The 17,869-nt window shown below is 61.4% G+C and carries 13 protein-coding genes; 6 read left to right on the top strand and 7 right to left on the bottom strand.

Annotation, left to right across the window (positions count from 1 at the left end; all coding sequences use genetic code 11):
- Positions 1 to 244 precede the first annotated feature (244 nt).
- Positions 245 to 505: an accessory factor UbiK family protein gene (locus A7317_RS28605; RefSeq protein ID WP_010567183.1), complete on the top strand. Its 261-nt coding sequence runs from the start codon at positions 245 to 247 to the stop codon at positions 503 to 505.
- 153 nt (positions 506 to 658) lie between these two features.
- The gene (locus A7317_RS28600) at positions 659 to 2,176 is read left to right on the top strand and encodes a YifB family Mg chelatase-like AAA ATPase (protein WP_069077278.1); all 1,518 of its coding nucleotides are present in this window, start codon (positions 659 to 661) and stop codon (positions 2,174 to 2,176) included.
- 91 nt (positions 2,177 to 2,267) lie between these two features.
- Here the strand turns inward: A7317_RS28600 and A7317_RS28595 are convergent, their stop codons facing one another.
- Positions 2,268 to 3,518, bottom strand: a complete 1,251-nt coding sequence (locus A7317_RS28595; RefSeq protein ID WP_069077277.1) for a benzoate/H(+) symporter BenE family transporter — start codon at positions 3,516 to 3,518, stop codon at positions 2,268 to 2,270.
- Between the two features lie 142 nt (positions 3,519 to 3,660).
- Here A7317_RS28595 and A7317_RS28590 point away from each other — a divergent pair, with 142 nt between their 5' ends.
- The gene (locus A7317_RS28590; protein ID WP_069077276.1) at positions 3,661 to 5,160 is read left to right on the top strand and encodes a PLP-dependent aminotransferase family protein; all 1,500 of its coding nucleotides are present in this window, start codon (positions 3,661 to 3,663) and stop codon (positions 5,158 to 5,160) included.
- A 20-nt stretch (positions 5,161 to 5,180) separates the two neighbouring features.
- Here A7317_RS28590 and A7317_RS28585 read toward each other — a convergent pair whose 3' ends face one another.
- On the bottom strand, positions 5,181 to 7,157 hold the full coding sequence (locus A7317_RS28585; RefSeq protein WP_069077275.1) for a methyl-accepting chemotaxis protein: 1,977 nt from the start codon (positions 7,155 to 7,157) through the stop codon (positions 5,181 to 5,183).
- Between the two features lie 177 nt (positions 7,158 to 7,334).
- On the bottom strand, positions 7,335 to 8,255 hold the full coding sequence (locus A7317_RS28580) for a LysR substrate-binding domain-containing protein (protein ID WP_024078075.1): 921 nt from the start codon (positions 8,253 to 8,255) through the stop codon (positions 7,335 to 7,337).
- Between the two features lie 152 nt (positions 8,256 to 8,407).
- Between A7317_RS28580 and A7317_RS28575 the strand changes: the two genes are divergently transcribed.
- Positions 8,408 to 9,811 carry a NorM family multidrug efflux MATE transporter gene (locus tag A7317_RS28575; protein WP_069077274.1) on the top strand — a complete coding sequence of 468 codons (1,404 nt, stop codon included), beginning with the start codon at positions 8,408 to 8,410 and terminating at the stop codon, positions 9,809 to 9,811.
- A gap of 9 nt (positions 9,812 to 9,820) precedes the next feature.
- Here the strand turns inward: A7317_RS28575 and A7317_RS28570 are convergent, their stop codons facing one another.
- Positions 9,821 to 11,485, bottom strand: a complete 1,665-nt coding sequence (locus tag A7317_RS28570) for a putative bifunctional diguanylate cyclase/phosphodiesterase (protein WP_024078077.1) — start codon at positions 11,483 to 11,485, stop codon at positions 9,821 to 9,823.
- 254 nt (positions 11,486 to 11,739) lie between these two features.
- Between A7317_RS28570 and rep the strand changes: the two genes are divergently transcribed.
- Together rep and A7317_RS28560 are read left to right on the top strand one after the other, a co-directional pair.
- Positions 11,740 to 13,749, top strand: coding sequence for a DNA helicase Rep (rep, locus tag A7317_RS28565; protein ID WP_024078078.1), 2,010 nt, complete (start codon positions 11,740 to 11,742; stop codon positions 13,747 to 13,749).
- A 58-nt stretch (positions 13,750 to 13,807) separates the two neighbouring features.
- Positions 13,808 to 14,380: a xanthine phosphoribosyltransferase gene (locus A7317_RS28560; RefSeq protein WP_024078079.1), complete on the top strand. Its 573-nt coding sequence runs from the start codon at positions 13,808 to 13,810 to the stop codon at positions 14,378 to 14,380.
- Positions 14,381 to 14,592: 212 nt separating this feature from the next.
- On the opposite strand, the gene A7317_RS28555 is transcribed toward A7317_RS28560, so the two are convergent.
- The 3 genes from A7317_RS28555 to A7317_RS28545 all read right to left on the bottom strand — a co-directional run bounded on the left by A7317_RS28555 (position 14,593) and on the right by A7317_RS28545 (position 17,836).
- Entirely contained in the window at positions 14,593 to 16,515 is a 1,923-nt protein-coding gene (locus A7317_RS28555) for an acetyl-CoA hydrolase/transferase C-terminal domain-containing protein (protein ID WP_069077273.1), read from the bottom strand.
- Between the two features lie 137 nt (positions 16,516 to 16,652).
- Positions 16,653 to 17,117 carry a c-type cytochrome gene (locus A7317_RS28550; protein ID WP_172831364.1) on the bottom strand — a complete coding sequence of 155 codons (465 nt, stop codon included), beginning with the start codon at positions 17,115 to 17,117 and terminating at the stop codon, positions 16,653 to 16,655.
- 170 nt (positions 17,118 to 17,287) lie between these two features.
- Positions 17,288 to 17,836, bottom strand: coding sequence for a cupin domain-containing protein (locus A7317_RS28545; RefSeq protein WP_003176893.1), 549 nt, complete (start codon positions 17,834 to 17,836; stop codon positions 17,288 to 17,290).
- Positions 17,837 to 17,869 lie beyond the last annotated feature (33 nt).

Below are 17,869 nucleotides of genomic sequence, written 5' to 3'. Positions count from 1 at the left end.
GACTGCATCAGTGCATGGGTCATGATCGTCTAAGCAGAAACCTTGCCAGCTCCGTAAAAATCACTGAAATCAGTCCTTTGCTCCGCTACGCCCACCTGCGAGGCTTTTTGGCGGCGCCATTGCGCACGAAAACAGTGCGCAGACGCCCGCCCCCATGCGCGAAAAGCGTGCGCCTGCGGCCGTGGAAATGACTATAGACGCTGCGTGATACACTGCCCGCCAACAGTTTTCCGGAATATTTCCCATGCTCGCGCCCAAAGACCTCCTCGACGCCCTGAGCGGCCACGCCTCTCGCCTGTTCAGCGGCGACACCCCGCTGCCCCGCAATGAAATCGAAAGCCAGTTCAAGGCGTTGCTGCAAAGCGGCTTCAGCAAGCTGGACCTGGTGAGCCGGGAAGAATTCGATAGCCAGATGGTCGTACTTGCCCGCACCCGTGCGCGCTTGGAGAGCCTGGAGGCGAAAGTTGCAGAGCTGGAAGCGCGGTTGAACCCTCCTGCGGAATAAATGCGATCAGTGTGGGAAGGGGCTTGCTCCCTCCCACATTTGCTCTACCTTTTGTTCTGGATACGTTCTGTAAAACCTCCCCGCCTCGCTCTTCCCCACCTCGTCTACCCTTGAAAAACCGCAGGAAGCGGCCACCTCTTTCAAGGAACGAGCATGTCCCTCGCCATCGTCCACAGCCGCGCCCAGGTCGGCGTCGAAGCCCCTGCCGTCACCGTCGAAGTGCATATGGCCAACGGGTTGCCGTCGCTCACCCTGGTGGGGCTGCCAGAAACCGCGGTCAAGGAAAGCAAGGACCGCGTACGCAGTGCCATCCTCAACTCAGCGCTGCAATATCCTTCCCGCCGTATCACCCTCAACCTCGCGCCCGCCGACCTGCCCAAGGACGGTGGGCGCTTTGATCTGGCGATCGCCCTGGGGATCCTGGCGGCGAGTGTGCAGGTGCCGGCGTTGATGCTGGATGACGTGGAGTGCCTGGGGGAGTTGGCGTTGTCCGGCGAGGTGCGGGCGGTAAAAGGCGTATTGCCCGCCGCATTGGCGGCGCGCAAGGCCGGGCGCACCGTGATAGTGCCGCGGGCGAATGCCGAGGAAGCGTGCCTGGCATCCGGGCTGAAGGTCATTGCCGTGGATCACCTGCTGCAGGTGGTGGCACACCTGAATGGGCATGCACCGATTGAGCCCTACAAGTCTGACGGGCTGCTGTATTCGAACAAACCCTACCCGGACCTGAGTGAAGTTCAGGGCCAGCTGTCAGCCAAGCGCGCACTGCTGATTGCAGCAGCGGGCGCACATAACCTGCTGTTCAGCGGGCCACCAGGTACCGGCAAGACCTTGCTCGCCAGCCGCCTGCCCGGGTTGCTGCCGCCATTGAGTGAACAGGAAGCACTGGAAGTGGCGGCGATTCAATCCGTGGTCAGCCTGGCACCGCTGAGCCATTGGCCCCACCGGCCGTTTCGCCAGCCACACCATTCAGCCTCCGGTCCGGCACTGGTGGGCGGCGGATCGAAACCGCAGCCGGGGGAAATCACCCTGGCCCATCATGGAGTGCTGTTCCTGGATGAACTCCCGGAGTTTGATCGCAAGGTGCTGGAGGTCTTGCGCGAGCCACTGGAGTCGGGGCACATCGTGATTTCCCGCGCCCGTGACCGAGTGCGCTTCCCCGCGCGCTTCCAACTGGTGGCGGCGATGAACCCCTGCCCCTGCGGTTATATGGGCGCGCCCTGCAACCGATGCCGTTGCACGCCCGAGCAAATCCAACGCTATCGCAACAAACTCTCCGGGCCCTTGCTGGATCGGATCGACCTGCACTTGACGGTCGCCCGCGAAATCACCGCGCTGAACCCGACCCCACAGCCCGGCGGCGACACATCCACCGCCTCCGCGCTGGTCGCCCAGGCTCGAGAGCATCAACAGCGGCGCCAGGGTTGCGCCAATGCGTTCCTGGATCTCTCTGGGTTGCGCCAGCATTGCGCGCTGTCCAAGCCGGATGAAGCCTGGCTGGAAAGCGCCTGCGAGCGCTTGACCCTGTCCCTTCGAGCCGCCCACCGCCTGCTCAAGGTCGCCCGCACTCTGGCGGACCTGGAGCGCGCAGACACTATCGGCCGCAACCACATTGCCGAAGCACTGCAATACCGGCCCTCGGCCTCCAGCCAAGTCGACGGCGCAAACGGCTAGAAACACCCCTCGGCGATACACCGGGCGACGGCGGCACAGCGCAACCACGCGCTCACGCACAGGCAGGTCGTTAACGGCTGATTGGCGCGCATCATTGGGCCGCTCCCTTCGCCGTCACCACCGGCTCGGAGACCGGCGCCACAGTCGCCCGGCGACGGGGCAGGCGGCCGTTCAGCAGCACATACGCGGCCAATCCGATCAACAACCCCCAAAACGCTCCACCGATCCCCAGCAGGGTGATGTTTGCGGCGCAGGCCAGAAAGGTGATCAGCGCAGCTTCACGGGATCGGGTGTCCGCCATGGCGTTGGCCAGGCTGGTGCCAATGGTGCCCAACAGGGCCAAGCCGGCCAACGTGGTGATAAACGCCGACGGGAACGCCATGAATAAGGCGGCCAACGTCACCCCGAACACCCCGACAAGGATATAGAACACCCCAGCGGTAACACCCGCGAGCCAACGTTTGGACGGGTCTTCCGAGGCTTCCTTGCCCGTGCAGATGGCCGCCGTGATGGCCGCGATGTTGAACGCGTGCGAGCCGAATGGCGCCATCAACAGCGAGCCCAGCCCGGTCACTGCCAGGATGGGGTTGGCGCTGGTCTTGAAGCCATCATTGCGCAACACCAGCATGCCCGGCATGTACTGGCCCGTGAGGGTGATCAGGAACAGCGGCAATGCCACACTGAGCAGCGCATTGACGGAGAATTCAGGCTGGGTGAAAACCGGCGCGGCCCATTGCAGGGACAATCCCGATAGATCCACTCGCCCTTGCACCAGCAGCAATACCAGCCCGAGCACCAGAATTCCGACGACCGCGTAGCGCGCGGTAAACCGCTTGAACCCAACGTAAGCGGCAATCAGCAACCCCACCAGGGCAGGGTCCAGGCTCATGCCACTGAATGCGCCGATCCCGAACTGCAGCAGAATGCCGGCCAGCATGGCGGCCGCAATGCCTGGCGGAATCAACCGGATGACTTTTTCAAAGCAGCCGGACAACCCGAGCAGCACAAATGCCACGGCCGAAATGATGTACGCACCGACCGCCTCGGCATAAGGCGTGGTCGACAACGCGACGATCAGAAACGCCGCCGCGGGAGTCGACCACGCGGTGATGATCGGCTCACGACTCACCCAACTGAGAGCCAGCCCCGTCACCCCAACACCGATCGACACCGACCAGACCCACGAAGCGGTCAGCTCCGCGCTGAGCCCGGCCACCTTGGCGGCCTGGAACACCAGGATGAACGTACCGCCATAATTGACGATGACTGAAATCAGACCGGCTACCAGGGGGTGAAACAGGTCGCGTGGGCGCAGCGAAGACGACGATATCGAAGAAGACATGAGGGCATTGCTCCTTGCCATACGAGAAATTGAGCCTCACGCAGTGGGTTGTCCGCCAACGTGAAGGCTGTGGCTCGGGTCCAAGTCTACGGATAGACTGGCCTGCCATTACCGGCCAATTCTTCGAGGAAAGGCAGACCGCATGGCGAAAACGTTCGAGCTTGAAACCCTGAAAATGCGCCTTGACGATGTGCAGCTCCAGGGGTTGGGCCTGCACCAGCGAATTCAACGCGCGCTGCGGGCGTTGATCCTCGACGGGGCACTGGCGCCCGGCCTGAAGCTGCCTGCGACGCGGGTGTTGGCCAAGTCATTGGGGATCGCACGCGATACGGTGGAGAACGCCTACGTGCAGTTGCAGCGCGATGGCTTTATCGCGCGGCGCGAAGGTTCCGGCAGTTATGTGTGCGAGGCCCTCGGCACCGAATTGCGCGGCGGGTCCGGCCGCCGTATCAAGGCGCAGGCAGGCAAAAGCAGTCTCGCGCCCCTCGGCACCGGCTTGAGCCAGCGCGGACGGATGATCCTCGACAGCGGTGGCGTAAACGACCAGCAGGTGATCAAAGCCTTCGCCACGGGCCTGCCTGAAACCCGCTCCTTTCCCACCGACGTCTGGGAACGCCTGCAACGTCAGGTGATGAGGGACTCTCGCAGCAGCGTGCTGTTGCACGGCGACCCGCAAGGGGCCGAGCCGTTGCGCAAAGCCATCGCTACGTATTTGAACCTTGAACGCGGCGCCCAGTGTTCGCCCGACCAGATCCTGGTGCTGAGCAGCACGCGCCAGGCGCTTTTTCTATGCGCGCAGTTGCTGGTGGACGTCGGCCAGCCGATCCTGCTGGAAAACCCGGGCTACTACGGCGCCAGGAAGGCTTTTGAAACCGCCGAGGCCAAGGTCGTGCCCATCGATGTCGATGAATCGGGCATCCGCACCGACCTGCTGCACGCCGACCGCAGCGGCGCCCACTGCGTGTATGTCACGCCCTCCCATCAATACCCGACCGGCGCCACGCTGACACTGGAACGGCGGCTTGAGCTGATCAACTGGGCGGCGGAAAAAGGCAAATGGGTCATCGAAGATGACTACGACAGCGAGTTCCACTACGACGGCAAACCCACGGCCTGTGTACAGGGCTTGGACAAGTACCAGCGCACGCTTTACCTCGGTACCTTCAGCAAGACCCTCTTCCCCGGGCTGCGCATGGGCTACATGGTGCTGCCCCCTGCGCTGGTCAAAGCCTTCACCTATGCTCGCAGCATGATGGACGGCCACACGCCTCAACTCCTGCAATTGACCCTGGCGCGTTTTATGGAGGACGGTCATTACAACGCCCATGTGCGCGCAATGCGCAAACTCTACGCCGGGCGCCAAACCGTCATGCTCGATGCCATCGGCAAGCATCTGGACGGCGTGGTCACGGCATGCCGCCCCCAAGGCGGGCTGCAAATTCCCTGCGTGCTCCATGAGGGTTGGTCGGAAGAAAAAACCATCCACAAGGCCGCCAGCGCGGGTGTGCAACTGTCCGGCCTGAGTCGGCTATACGCCGGCACCGCACAGAAACAGGGCTGGCTATTGGGCTACTCGTCCTTGACCGCCCATGAAATCGAAATCGCCATGCTGCGCCTGGCTAACGCGCTCAAGACCCGCTAGACACACGCCCTGGGCCGCCTTCAACGAAAACGATCCACCTCGTGCCGCAAGCTTGCCGCCAGCGTCTCCAGTTCCTTGGCGGTAATGGCCAGGTTGGACACCACCTCACGCTGCTCGCTGTTGGCCAGCGCAATGCTCTGCAAGTTGCTGCTCAGCAAGGTCGCCGTGCTGCTCTGTTCCTGGGTGGCGGTGGTGATCGCAGCAAACTGCTGACCGGCCGAGCGGCTTTGCTCGTCGATCCGCGCCAGCGCCGAAGCCACGTCGGCATTACGCGCCAGGCCTTCCTGCATCAGTGCATTGCCGTGTTCCATGGTGCTGATGGCGTTGCCGGTTTCCTGCTGGATGCTCTGGATCATCCCGGAAATTTCGTCGGTCGCCTGGCGGGTGCGCGACGCCAGGTTGCGCACTTCATCGGCCACCACCGCAAAGCCACGGCCTTGTTCACCGGCGCGGGCGGCTTCGATGGCGGCGTTCAGTGCCAGCAGGTTGGTCTGTTCGGCAATCGCGGTGATCACCCCGACGATGCCGCCAATTTCCTGGGAGCGCTGGCCCAGGGTGTTGATGACGGTGGCAGTGCTGTTCAGCGCGGTCGCGATATGCTCCAGGGACGACGACGCCTCTTGCATGGACGTGCGCCCGATACGGGTCTGCTGGGCATTTTCCTGGGCCAGGCGTTCGGTATTGCCCATGTTGTCAGCGATATTCAGTGAGGTGGCGCTGAACTCTTCGACCGCGCCGGCCATGCTGGTGATCTCGCCAGACTGCTGCTCCATGCCTTCATAGGCGCCGCCGGATAACCCGGACAGTGCCTGGGCACGGCCGTTGACCTCTTCAGCCGCCTTGCGGATATGCGAAACCATGGTCGACAGCGCTTCCCCCATCTGGTTGAAGCTGCGTGCCAGTTGGCCGATCTCGTCATGGCTGGACACATTGAGGCGTACGCTCAAGTCACCCGCGCCCAGGGCTTCGGCCTGGCGTACCAGGTCACTCAAGGGGGCCAGCTTGCTGCGCAACAACCAGACCGTTGCCCCCACCGCCAGCAGCATCGCCAGCACACTGCCGATCACCAGGCGAATACCGACGCCCCAGGTCACCGAGCGAATCTCGGCCTTGGGCATGCTCGCAACCACCGACCACGGGCCGCCCTCGAACGGCACCGAGACGCTGTAGAAATCTTCGTTCTTGTCGCTCCAGAAGCGGCCCTTGCCTGGGGTCTTGGCCAGGTCCAGCATCACCGGAACCGCTTGATCCAGCGCCTGCACGCCAGCGGGTGGCACCAGCCAGCGTTTCTGTTCATCCAACAGGGCCAGTGAACCGGTCTGGCCGATGCGGAAGCGCTTGAGGTTGTCGAACTGCGCGTTCTGCGCGTCGGTGTAGTCGAAGCCGACAAACAACACCGCGATAACTTTGCCAGCCGCGTCACGCACGGGCGTGTACTGGGTCATGTAGGAACGTTCGAACAACACGGCGCGGCCGACATAACTCTGCCCCGCGAGCAGGCGCTGATAGGCCGGGTGCTGGTGGTCCAGGGCCGTACCGATGGCGCGGCTGCCATCCTGTTTGGTCAGGGAGGTGCTGATGCGGATAAAGTCTTCGCCGCTGCGCACAAACACGGTGGCCACGCCGCCGGAGGTGTACTTGAATTCATCGACCTCATCGAAATCATTGTTCAACAGGTCACTGCCCAGGTAGAGGGCCGGGGTCTGTACGCCAGCCACAGCCATCTGCTGATCACCGTGCACGCTCAAACCCGCGCCGAAACGCTTTTCAAACAGCCCGCTCAAACGCTGAGTGCTCTCGCGCAAGGTGCTGTGGAAGGTATTGAGTTGGTCGGCAAGCAAGCGCGCCTCGCTGGCCAAGTGCTCCTCGCGGGTGGCGAGGTTGGCGGAGTCAAGGGAACGCAAGGCGAAAACAGTGCTGCCGCTGATAACGACAGCCAGAATCACGGCTAATGCAAGACCTAACTGGGAAGCGATCCGGGCACGAGGTTGAGACATGACAGCTCCTGGCCGAGGCCAGGATCATCCTGATCTCATAGCGCTGCTCGGCGAATTATCTGGTGGGTAACGTTGGTGCACGATAGTTCCAACACACCTGCTTCGGCGGGCTTGGGCAATACTTGAGCTATTCACAGGGGTATCACGCAAACGGTTGCGAGAAAGCGCTGAAGCGATTCAATCGAGACGCTCGACTGCCGGCAGCACCATCGCCTGCACTTCGCCCTGCAGAAACTCCGCCAGCCGACGCAAGCGCTCGCCACCCGGGCGGGTTTTCGGCCACACCAGGTAGTAACTTTCACCACTGGCGACAGCCGTTGGCCACGGCAAGCTCAGCCTTCCCTGGGCGACGTCCTCGGCCACCATCAGTAAATCGCCCATGGACACCCCGTAGCCGCGCGCAGCGGCGATCATGCCCAGCTCCAGGGTATCGAACACCTGCCCACCCTTGAGCGACACCTGGGAAGCCAGGCCCATGCGCTCCAGCCAACTGCGCCAGTCCCGACGGTCGGGCGTGGGGTGCAGCAACTCGGCGGTGGCCAGGCGGCTCACGTCCCAGGGACCGTCACTCAACAGGTTCGGCGCACCCACCGGAATCAATAACTCCGGGAACAGGTAGCTGGCCTCCCAATCCGCCGGAAAATGCCCATCGCTCAACAACACCGCGCAATCGAATGGCTCCTGATTGAAGTCCACTTCATCCACGCTCATCCATGCGCTGGTCAGTTGCACCTCGTTGCCCGGCTGCAAATGCCGGAAGCGACTCAGGCGCGCCAGCAGCCAGCGCATGGTCAAGGTGGACGGCGCTTTCATACGCAGGATGTCGTCTTCGGCATTGAGGGTATGACAGGCCCGTTCCAGCGCGGCAAATCCCTCGCGCACGCCAGGCAACAGCAGGCGCGCGGCTTCGGTGAGCTGCAGGTTACGGCCGCTGCGCTGGAACAGGCGGCAGGCGAAGTGCTCTTCCAGGGTGCGGATGTGTCGGCTCACTGCGCTTTGCGTAATCGACAGTTCTTCAGCGGCGCGGGTGAAGGAGTTGTGCCGCGATGCGGCTTCAAAGGCCCGCAAGGCATACAGCGGAGGAAGACGACGAGACATAGGGAAAGCTCCGACAGCGCAATGGGCAAACCCTACCAGAATCAATCAGGCATGAGTTTTAATCATGCAAACGATCGCTTTTATCCCTTTGTGCAATGGGCTGAGAGCGCCGAGAATCAACCCCTCCCCAATTCTCTGACTTTCTGAGCGTGATGATCATGCGGCATCCGGCACGTACCGAACTCTGGGCCATTCTGCGGTTGTCAGGGCCGTTGATTGCCTCCCAGTTGGCGCACATGCTGATGGTGCTGACCGACACCCTGATGATGGCGCGCCTGAGCCCTGAAGCCCTGGCCGGCGGCGGCCTCGGCGCGGCGACGTATTCGTTTGTAGCGATTTTTTGCATCGGCGTGATTGCCGCCGTGGGCACCCTTGTTGCCATCCGCCACGGCGCGGGCGATATCGAAGGCGCCACGCGCCTGACCCAGGCCGGGCTATGGCTCGCCTGGCTGATGGCGCTGGTGGCGGCCTTGCTGCTGTGGAACCTCAAGCCGGTGCTGTTGATGTTCGGCCAAACCGAAACCAACGTGCACTCGGCGGGGCAATTCCTGACGATCCTACCGTTCGCCCTGCCCGGCTACCTGAGTTTCATGGCCCTGCGCGGTTTTACCAGCGCCATCGGCAAGGCCACACCGGTCATGGTGATCAGCCTCGGCGGCACGGTGGTCAACTACTTGCTCAACCATGCCTTGATCGAAGGCATGTTCGGCTTGCCGAAACTTGGCTTGATGGGCATCGGCCTGGTCACGGCGATCGTCGCCAACAGCATGGCGCTGGCGCTGATGTGGTACATCCGCAGCAACCGGGCGTATGCGGCCTACCCGCTAAGCAGCGGCCTGCTGCGTCTCAACACTCAATACCTGCGCGAGCTGTGGCGCCTGGGCCTGCCGATTGGCGGTACTTATGCAGTGGAAGTCGGGCTGTTTGCCTTCGCCGCACTGTGCATGGGCACCATGGGCAGTACGCAATTGGCGGCGCATCAGATTGCCCTGCAGATAGTTTCGGTGGCATTCATGGTTCCGGCGGGGTTGTCCTACGCGGTGACCATGCGCATCGGCCAGCATTATGGCGCCGCCCAACTGCTGCAGGCGCGCATGGCTGGCCGAGTCGGCATCGGCTTTGGCGCAGTGGTGATGCTGGGGTTTGCCCTGGTGTTTTGGCTGTTTTCAGACCCGCTGATCGGGCTGTTCATCGACCATAACGACCCGGCGTTTCACGATGTCATCGTGCTGGCTGTCAGCCTGCTGGCCGTCGCCGCCTGGTTCGAGCTGTTCGACGGCGTGCAGACCATCGCCATGGGCTGTATCCGCGGGCTCAAAGACGCCAAGACCACGTTCCTGGTGGGGCTTGGCTGCTACTGGTTGATCGGCGCGCCCTCCGCCTGGTTGATGGCCTTCACCTTGGGCTGGGGGCCGACTGGCGTATGGTGGGGCTTGGCGCTGGGCCTGGCCTGCGCGGCCGTCAGCCTGACGTGGGCGTTTGAGGCAAAAATGAAACGCATGATTCGCCAGGAGCCTGAATCACAGCCAGCATTTCAGACCGCACAGACAGAATAAAAACCCTGCTCAACCCAGCAACGCCTGCTGGCTTTTCCCGAACGTCAGGTATTCCACCAACTCGGGCAACGGCAGCGGCTTGCTGATCAGGTAACCCTGGGCCTGATCGCAACCGAACAAGCGCAAGAGCGCAAGCTGTTCCGGGGTTTCGACACCTTCGGCCACCACTTCAAGATTCAGGTTGTGCGCCAGGTTGATCATCGCGTGCACCAGCTTGCGGTTCTCTTCCCGCTCCTCCATTCCACCGACAAAGCTCTTGTCGATCTTCAACAAGGCAATCGGCAGGCTGTTGAGGTGCACGAACGACGAGAAGCCGGTGCCGAAGTCATCCAAGGAAAACCGCACACCGAGGCGGCCAAGGGCATCCATGGTCTGCTTGACCAGGTCACTGCGCCGCATGACAGCGGTTTCCGTCAGTTCGAATTCAAGCCATTGCGCATCCACACCGCACTCCGCAATCAGTCGGCTGAGGGTCGAGAGCAACTGACTGTCCTGGAACTGGCGAAACGACAGATTGACCGCCATGTGCAATGCCGGCAGGCCACGTTCGCGCAGGTCTTGCATGTCACGCAGGGCACGGGCGATCACCCAGTAGCCCAGCGGTACGATCAGGCCACTCTGTTCGGCCAAGGGCACGAACTCGCTGGGCGGCAACAGGCCGCGCTCACCGTGGCGCCAGCGCACCAAGGCTTCCAGGCCGACGATATGCCCGTCGTCCAGGTCCAGGCGCGGCTGGTAGTGAAGCTCCAGCTCATCACGGCGCAAGGCGCGCCGCAGTTCGCTTTCCAGGTCGGCCAGGCTGCGGGCGTTGCGGTTGATACGTTCGTTGAAGATATGAAACGTGCAGCCCTGGGTACTCTTGGCCTGCTGCATGGCGATGTGGGCATGCCACATCAGCGGGTCGGCGCCCGCGCGAGCACGGGCGTGCGCCACGCCCAGGCTGCAACCGATCAGCAGGCTTTCGCCGTCCACCCAATAAGGCTCGGCCATGACTTCGGTGATGCGTTCGGCCATCCATTCGGCACGCTGAGGAGCGCGACGGGTGTCGATCAGCAACGCGAACTCGTCGCTGCCCAGGCGCGCCAGTTGGTCGCCGGCCTCAAGCTGGCTCTTGAGCCGCGAGACCACTTGCAGGATCAGTCGGTCGCCGGCCTGGTGACCGAGGGCATCGTTGGCATGGCGGAAGTTATCGAGGTCCAAATGACCGAGGGCCAGGCCGCGGCCGTCGTTCTCAGCCAGGCGCGCAGCCAGCAGGGTCTGGAAACCCTGGCGGTTGGCGATACCTGTGAGCGGGTCCTGTTCGGCCAGGCGTTGCAGGGTGTTTTCCAACAGGCCACGCTCGCGCACATGGCGCAGGCAGCGGCGCAGGGTGTCGGCGTCCAGGGCATGACGGACCAGCCAGTCACTGACCCCCAGTGGCGCAACCAGAGGCTCCTCCTCCAGCAACAACACGCACGGCAGGCTGCAACGCCCAGGGCCGGGTTGCAGGCAGGGCGTGGTCAACAGCACGGCAGTGTGGTCGTCATCGAACAGACGACTCACCGAGTCCCAGTTGGGTGCGCTGATCAGCACAGCCCCATCGCCCATCGGCGCCAGGCACTCGCGCAACAACGCTGCCCACGCTGGCTCATCGGCCAGTAGCAGCAAACGCAAGGGTTCGACAGGCGTAGACAAGCTAGCTCCCTAGACTCTGCAAAATATCGATGGCGGTGGGCATTATGACGTGCGGTCTGATAATCACCAACGATAGGGGTTATCAAATGCGCAGACTGTAAACATTCGTATAAATACACACACATCCTGCGGCAAAGTATCAAAACCGGCAAATTTAGATCGAGTGGTACGTCACACCGTCGATCCAGGGCAGCAGAATCTTGCCAGCCTGTTAAAATGCCCGCCCTTTTGAACAACGACTCCTGAAATTCCGTATGTCCCGACTCAATCCCCGGCAGCAAGAAGCCGTGAACTACGTCGGCGGCCCTCTATTGGTGCTCGCCGGTGCAGGCTCCGGCAAGACCAGCGTGATCACCCGCAAGATCGCGCACCTGATCCAGCAGTGCGGCATCCGCGCCCAGTACATCGTCGCCATGACCTTTACCAACAAGGCGGCGCGGGAAATGAAAGAGCGTGTCGGCACCCTGCTCAAGGGTGGCGAAGGCCGTGGCCTCACCGTGTGCACCTTCCACAACCTGGGCCTGAACATCATCCGCAAGGAGCATGTGCGGCTGGGCTACAAACCGGGCTTCTCGATCTTTGACGAGACCGACGTCAAAGCCCTGATGACCGACATCATGCAGAAGGAATACGCGGGCGACGACGGCGTCGACGAGATCAAGAACATGATCGGCGCCTGGAAAAACGACCTGATCCTGCCCGCCGAAGCCCTGGAAAACGCGCGCAACCCCAAGGAGCAGACTGCCGCCATCGTCTACACCCACTACCAGCGCACGCTCAAGGCGTTCAACGCCGTGGACTTCGACGACCTGATCCTGTTGCCGGTCAAGCTGTTCCAGGAACACGCCGACATCCTCGAAAAGTGGCAGAACAAGGTGCGCTACCTGCTGGTGGACGAATACCAGGACACCAACGCCAGCCAGTACCTGCTGGTGAAGTTGCTGATCGGCACGCGCAACCAGTTCACCGTGGTCGGCGACGACGACCAGTCGATCTACGCCTGGCGCGGTGCCCGCCCGGAAAACCTGATGCTGCTCAAGGACGACTACCCGTCCCTGAAAGTGGTGATGCTGGAGCAGAACTATCGCTCCACCAGCCGAATCCTGCGTTGCGCCAACGTGCTGATCTCCAACAACCCCCACGAGTTTGAAAAACAACTGTGGAGCGAGATGGGCCACGGCGACGAGATCCGCGTGATCCGCTGCCGCAACGAGGACGCCGAAGCCGAGCGCGTGGCCGTGGAGATCCTCAGCCTGCACCTGCGCACCGACCGGCCCTACAGCGATTTCGCGATCCTCTATCGCGGCAACTACCAGGCCAAGCTGATCGAACTGAAGTTGCAGCACCACCAGGTGCCGTATCGCCTGTCGGGCGGTAACAGCTTTTTCGGACGCCAGGAAGTCAAGGACCTGATGGCCTACTTCCGCCTGATCGTGAACCCGGACGACGACAATGCTTTCCTGCGCGTCATCAACGTGCCGCGCCGCGAGATTGGTTCCACCACCCTGGAAAAGCTCGGCAACTACGCCACCGAACGCAAGATCTCGATGTACGCCGCCACCGACGAAATCGGCCTGGGCGAACACCTGGACACGCGCTTCACCGATCGCCTGTCGCGCTTCAAGCGCTTCATGGACAAAGTGCGCGAACAGTGCGCCGGCGAAGACCCGATCAGCGCCCTGCGCAGCATGGTCATGGACATCGACTATGAAAACTGGCTGCGCACCAACAGCTCCAGCGATAAGGCCGCGGATTACCGCATGGGCAACGTCTGGTTCCTGATCGAAGCGCTGAAGAACACCCTGGAAAAAGACGAAGACGGCGAAATGACCGTCGAAGACGCCATCGGCAAGCTGGTGCTGCGCGACATGCTCGAACGCCAGCAGGAAGAGGAAGACGGCGCCGAAGGGGTACAGATGATGACCTTGCATGCATCCAAGGGCCTGGAATTCCCCTACGTGTTCATCATGGGCATGGAAGAGGAAATCCTCCCCCATCGCTCCAGCATCGAAGCCGACACCATCGAGGAAGAACGACGCCTGGCCTACGTGGGCATTACGCGCGCGCGTCAGACCCTGGCCTTCACCTTTGCCGCCAAGCGCAAGCAATACGGCGAAATCATCGATTGTGCCCCCAGCCGGTTCCTGGATGAACTGCCGCCGGACGACCTGGCCTGGGAAGGCAATGACGACACCCCGACCGAGGTGAAGGCCGTTCGCGGCAACACCGCCCTGGCGGATATACGCGCGATGTTAAAGCGCTAGAATCGACTACTTTTTAATCTACTTTCGGCGCACAACGCGCCATTAGAGGAAGCTTTCCGTGGAAGCACTGCACAAGAAAATTCGCGAAGAAGGCATCGTGCTTTCCGATCAGGTACTCAAGGTCGACGCCTTTCTGAACCACCAGATCGACCCCGCGCTGATGAAGCTGATCGGCGACGAGTTCGCCGCGCTGTTCAAGGACTCGGGCATCACCAAGATCGTCACCATCGAAGCATCAGGGATTGCCCCAGCGATCATGACCGGCCTGAACCTCGGCGTGCCGGTGATTTTCGCCCGTAAGCAGCAATCCCTGACCCTCACCGAAAACCTGCTGTCGGCAACGGTGTATTCCTTCACCAAAAAAGTAGAAAGCACCGTGGCGATCTCGCCACGCCACCTGACCAGCAGTGACCGCGTGCTGATCATCGATGACTTCCTGGCCAACGGTAAGGCCTCCCAGGCCCTGATCTCGATCATCAAGCAGGCCGGCGCGACCGTTGCGGGCTTGGGGATTGTGATCGAGAAGTCGTTCCAAGGCGGTCGGGCGGAGCTGGATGCGCAGGGTTATCGGGTTGAGTCGCTGGCGCGTGTGCAGTCGCTGGAAGGTGGCGTCGTTACCTTCATCGAGTAATTTGCTACACAGCAAATGCCAGGTGAGCACGATCAAAATGTGGGAGGGGGTAAACCCCAATGCCCGTCAGTTAGGCCAACATCGCCTTCTGTAGGAGCGAGCTTGCTCGCGAAAAACTCACAGGCGCCGCGTTCCTTCAGGACACACGCGTTATCGTTGACGTTTTTCGCGAGCAAGCTCGCTCCTACAAAAAAACCTTAACCGACTGACAATTAATGCGCGGTAGCCTGGAGGCCGGCAAGCAACAAACGCTGGTAGAGGTCCTCCTTCAAACCCTCCGGCTTATCCAACCGCATCCGCACCAGATGTTCAGGAAACGCCTCCGGCTCCGGTGCATCCAGCGCCGCCTTGCCCAACTCCAGAATCTCCGTCAGTTTGAATTTGCTCTTGAGCCAGTTCAACGCGCGCAACAGATCCCGCTCCTCATCGGTGAAATCAGTACCCAGCGGATATTCCGGAAACAGTCGGCGATGCCGCGCCTGGATACCTTGGAGCCGCTCCGGCGTGTTGTCGCTGAAGCGTGGGTCCAGTTGGAAATCCTTGGGCAACTTGCCGGCCTTTTGCGCCTGCTCGATCAAGTCGGCCTGGAAGCGTGAGTCGGTAATGTTGAGCAACGCCTCGATCACCTTGGCATCGGTCTGCCCACGCAGGTCGGCAATGCCGTATTCAGTGATGACGATATCCCGCAGGTGCCGTGGGATGGTGCAATGGCCGTACTCCCAGACAATATTGGAACTGACCTCGCCCCCCGCCTCGCGCCAACTGCGCAGGATCAGGATCGATCGCGCACCTTCCAGCGCATGGCCCTGGGCAACAAAGTTGTACTGCCCGCCCACGCCGCTGAGCACGTGACCACCTTCCAGTTGGTCGGCAACCCCGGCACCGAGCAATGTCACCGCAATCGCGCTGTTGATAAACCGCGCATCCAGGCGTTGTAAACGCTTGAGCTCTTCCTGCCCGTACAGCTCGTTGATGTAGCTGATGCGGGTCATGTTGAATGCCTGGCGCTTGGCGTAGGTCATCTCCTGCAAGCGCTGGTAAAAACTGCGCGGCCCGAGGAAGAAGCCGCCGTGGATCGAGACACCATCGGGTTGTGCCGCGTCGTCAAGGAGCCCGGCATTGGCTTGTGCCTGGGTTGCCACATCGGGGTAGACCTTGCGTCGCACAATTCCCGCATCCGCCAGCACCAGCAGACCGTTGACGAACATTTCGCTACAGCCGTAAAGACCGCGGGCAAAGGGATCGACACCCCCCTCACGACTGATCAGTGGCGCCCACTGGTACACATCCAGGTCCGTCAGCAGCAAGCGATAGGCTTCGTTGTCGGCCTGGCGCGCCAATAGCGCGGCCGTCAGCGCATCGCCCATCGAGCCGATGCCGATCTGCAAGGTTCCCCCATCACGCACCAGGGTGCTGGCGTGCAGGCCGATAAAGTGATCCTGGAACCCCACGGGCATGTTCGGCGTGGAGAATAAGGTGGTGCTGTCCTTTTCATCGAGCAGGTAGTCGAATTCGTCCATGCCCAGCTCGGCATCGCCAGGCATGTAGGGCAAATCGCTGTGGACCTGGCCAACCACCAGAATGGTTTCCCCTGCGGCGCGACGCTTGGCGATCATCGGCAACAGGTCGAGGGTGATGTCGGGGTTGCAGCTCAGGCTCAGGCGATCGGGGTGTTCGGCGCTGCTGGCCACCAACTGCGCCACCAGGTTGAGGCCGGCGGCATTGATGTCGCGTGCGGCATGGCTGTAGTTGCTGCTCACGTAATCCTGCTGCGCCGAGGTGCTGTGGAGCAAGCTGCCAGGCTGCATGAAAAACTGCTGCACGTGGATATTCGCCGGCAGACTGTCCTTGTGCAGGTCGGCGAGAAAATCCAGCTCGGGGTAATCGCCAAACACCCGCTCGATAAAGGGTTCGAGAAAGCGCTTCTGCAAGCCATCGCCCAAGGCCGGACGGCCCAGGCTCAGCGCGGTGTAGATCGTCAGCGCCCGCTCCGGCAGCTTGGCGATACGCCGGTACAGCGCATTGGCGAACAGGTTCGGCTTGCCCAGTCCCAAGGGCATGCCCATGTGGATATGCGCCGGCAAGCGTGCCAGTACGTCGTCAACTGCTTGCTCGATTGAACACAACTGCACCATCCGACCCTCCTGAACATTCCGTGATTAGGGGTTTGACCGAGCTTGCAGGGTCTTTGCTGCAAAGAACAGCCTCGAAACACACATTACGGGCACAAAAAAGCCGCTCGTAAGCGGCATTTTTGACGAAGATCGGCTGATTACAGACCGGACATCTTCTTGATCGCACCTTCAAGGTCTTCGAGGCTGCAATCAGCACACGTCCCCATCGGAGGCATGGCGTTCAAGCCATGCTTGGCGACCTGGGCCAACCCCTTGGTGCCTTTCTGCGGGTCCTCGATCTTGAGTTCCGCCAATACAGTATCCAGATGACCTACCCGCTCTTTCCAGGCAGCGGTATCACCGATCTTCGGAGCATTCAGCAGGCCGGTGCCGTGGCATGCGTTGCAGTGCTTGGCGATCACATCATCAGGCGTTTTAGCCGCGCCCCCGCCACCAGCAGCCACAGCCACCTCCATCCCCTTGCATTCCTGCCCCTGGACACAAACCTGGCCTACAGGCTCCAGGCGCTTGGCAATGTCATCATTGGTCGCAGCTTGAGCGCTGACAGCCCATAGGGCCAGTACGGTTGCTGGTGCAGCCAGCATTTTCATAATTAGGTTCACGCGTTCACCCTCAATGGTGGCTATTCACGCCTGCGGCCACGGTTTCGCAGGCGGCGAAAGTATAACGGTTAGCCCGCCTGGCTGAAACAACCCCATTAAACAAAGGGAGATTCAGCCTGGCGGAATACGGCTGCGGGAACCTCTGCAACGCTGGCAGGGCGCCTCTGTTGTTAAAAGTTCGCGGGTGTGGCTGCGCTGATTAGTCGCGCCGGCACGTCGAACGGATTGCGAAAACGATGGGGCTTGGTGCTTTCAAAGTAGTAGCTATCGCCGGCTTCGAGCACAAAAGTTTCAAGACCGACAACCAACTCCAGTCGACCTTCCACCAGAATCCCGGTTTCTTCGCCTTCGTGGGTGAGCATTTCTTCGCCGGTGTCGGCGCCTGGCGGGTAGATTTCATTGAGAAATGCGATGGCCCGGCTCGGGTGCGCCCGGCCCACCAGTTTCATGGTGACGGCTCCGTCGGAGATGTCGATCAGCTCATTGGCTTTATAGACGATCTGTGTCGGTATTTCCTGGAGGATCTCTTCAGAAAAAAACTCGACCATCGACATAGGGATGCCGCCCAGCACCTTGCGCAAGGAACTGATGGAAGGGCTGACACTGTTTTTTTCGATCATCGAAATGGTGCTGTTGGTGACACCCGCGCGCTTGGCGAGCTCGCGCTGGGAAAGACCCTTCAGTTTACGGATGGATTGCAGTCGTTCGCCGACGTCCAATGCGGGAGCCTCCTAGGATTCAGGCTTTGTTGT

It is taken from the genome of Pseudomonas fluorescens, assembly GCF_001708445.1.
Classification (GTDB): domain Bacteria; phylum Pseudomonadota; class Gammaproteobacteria; order Pseudomonadales; family Pseudomonadaceae; genus Aquipseudomonas; species Aquipseudomonas gorinensis.
This window is presented reverse-complemented; position numbering and strand designations above follow the sequence as displayed.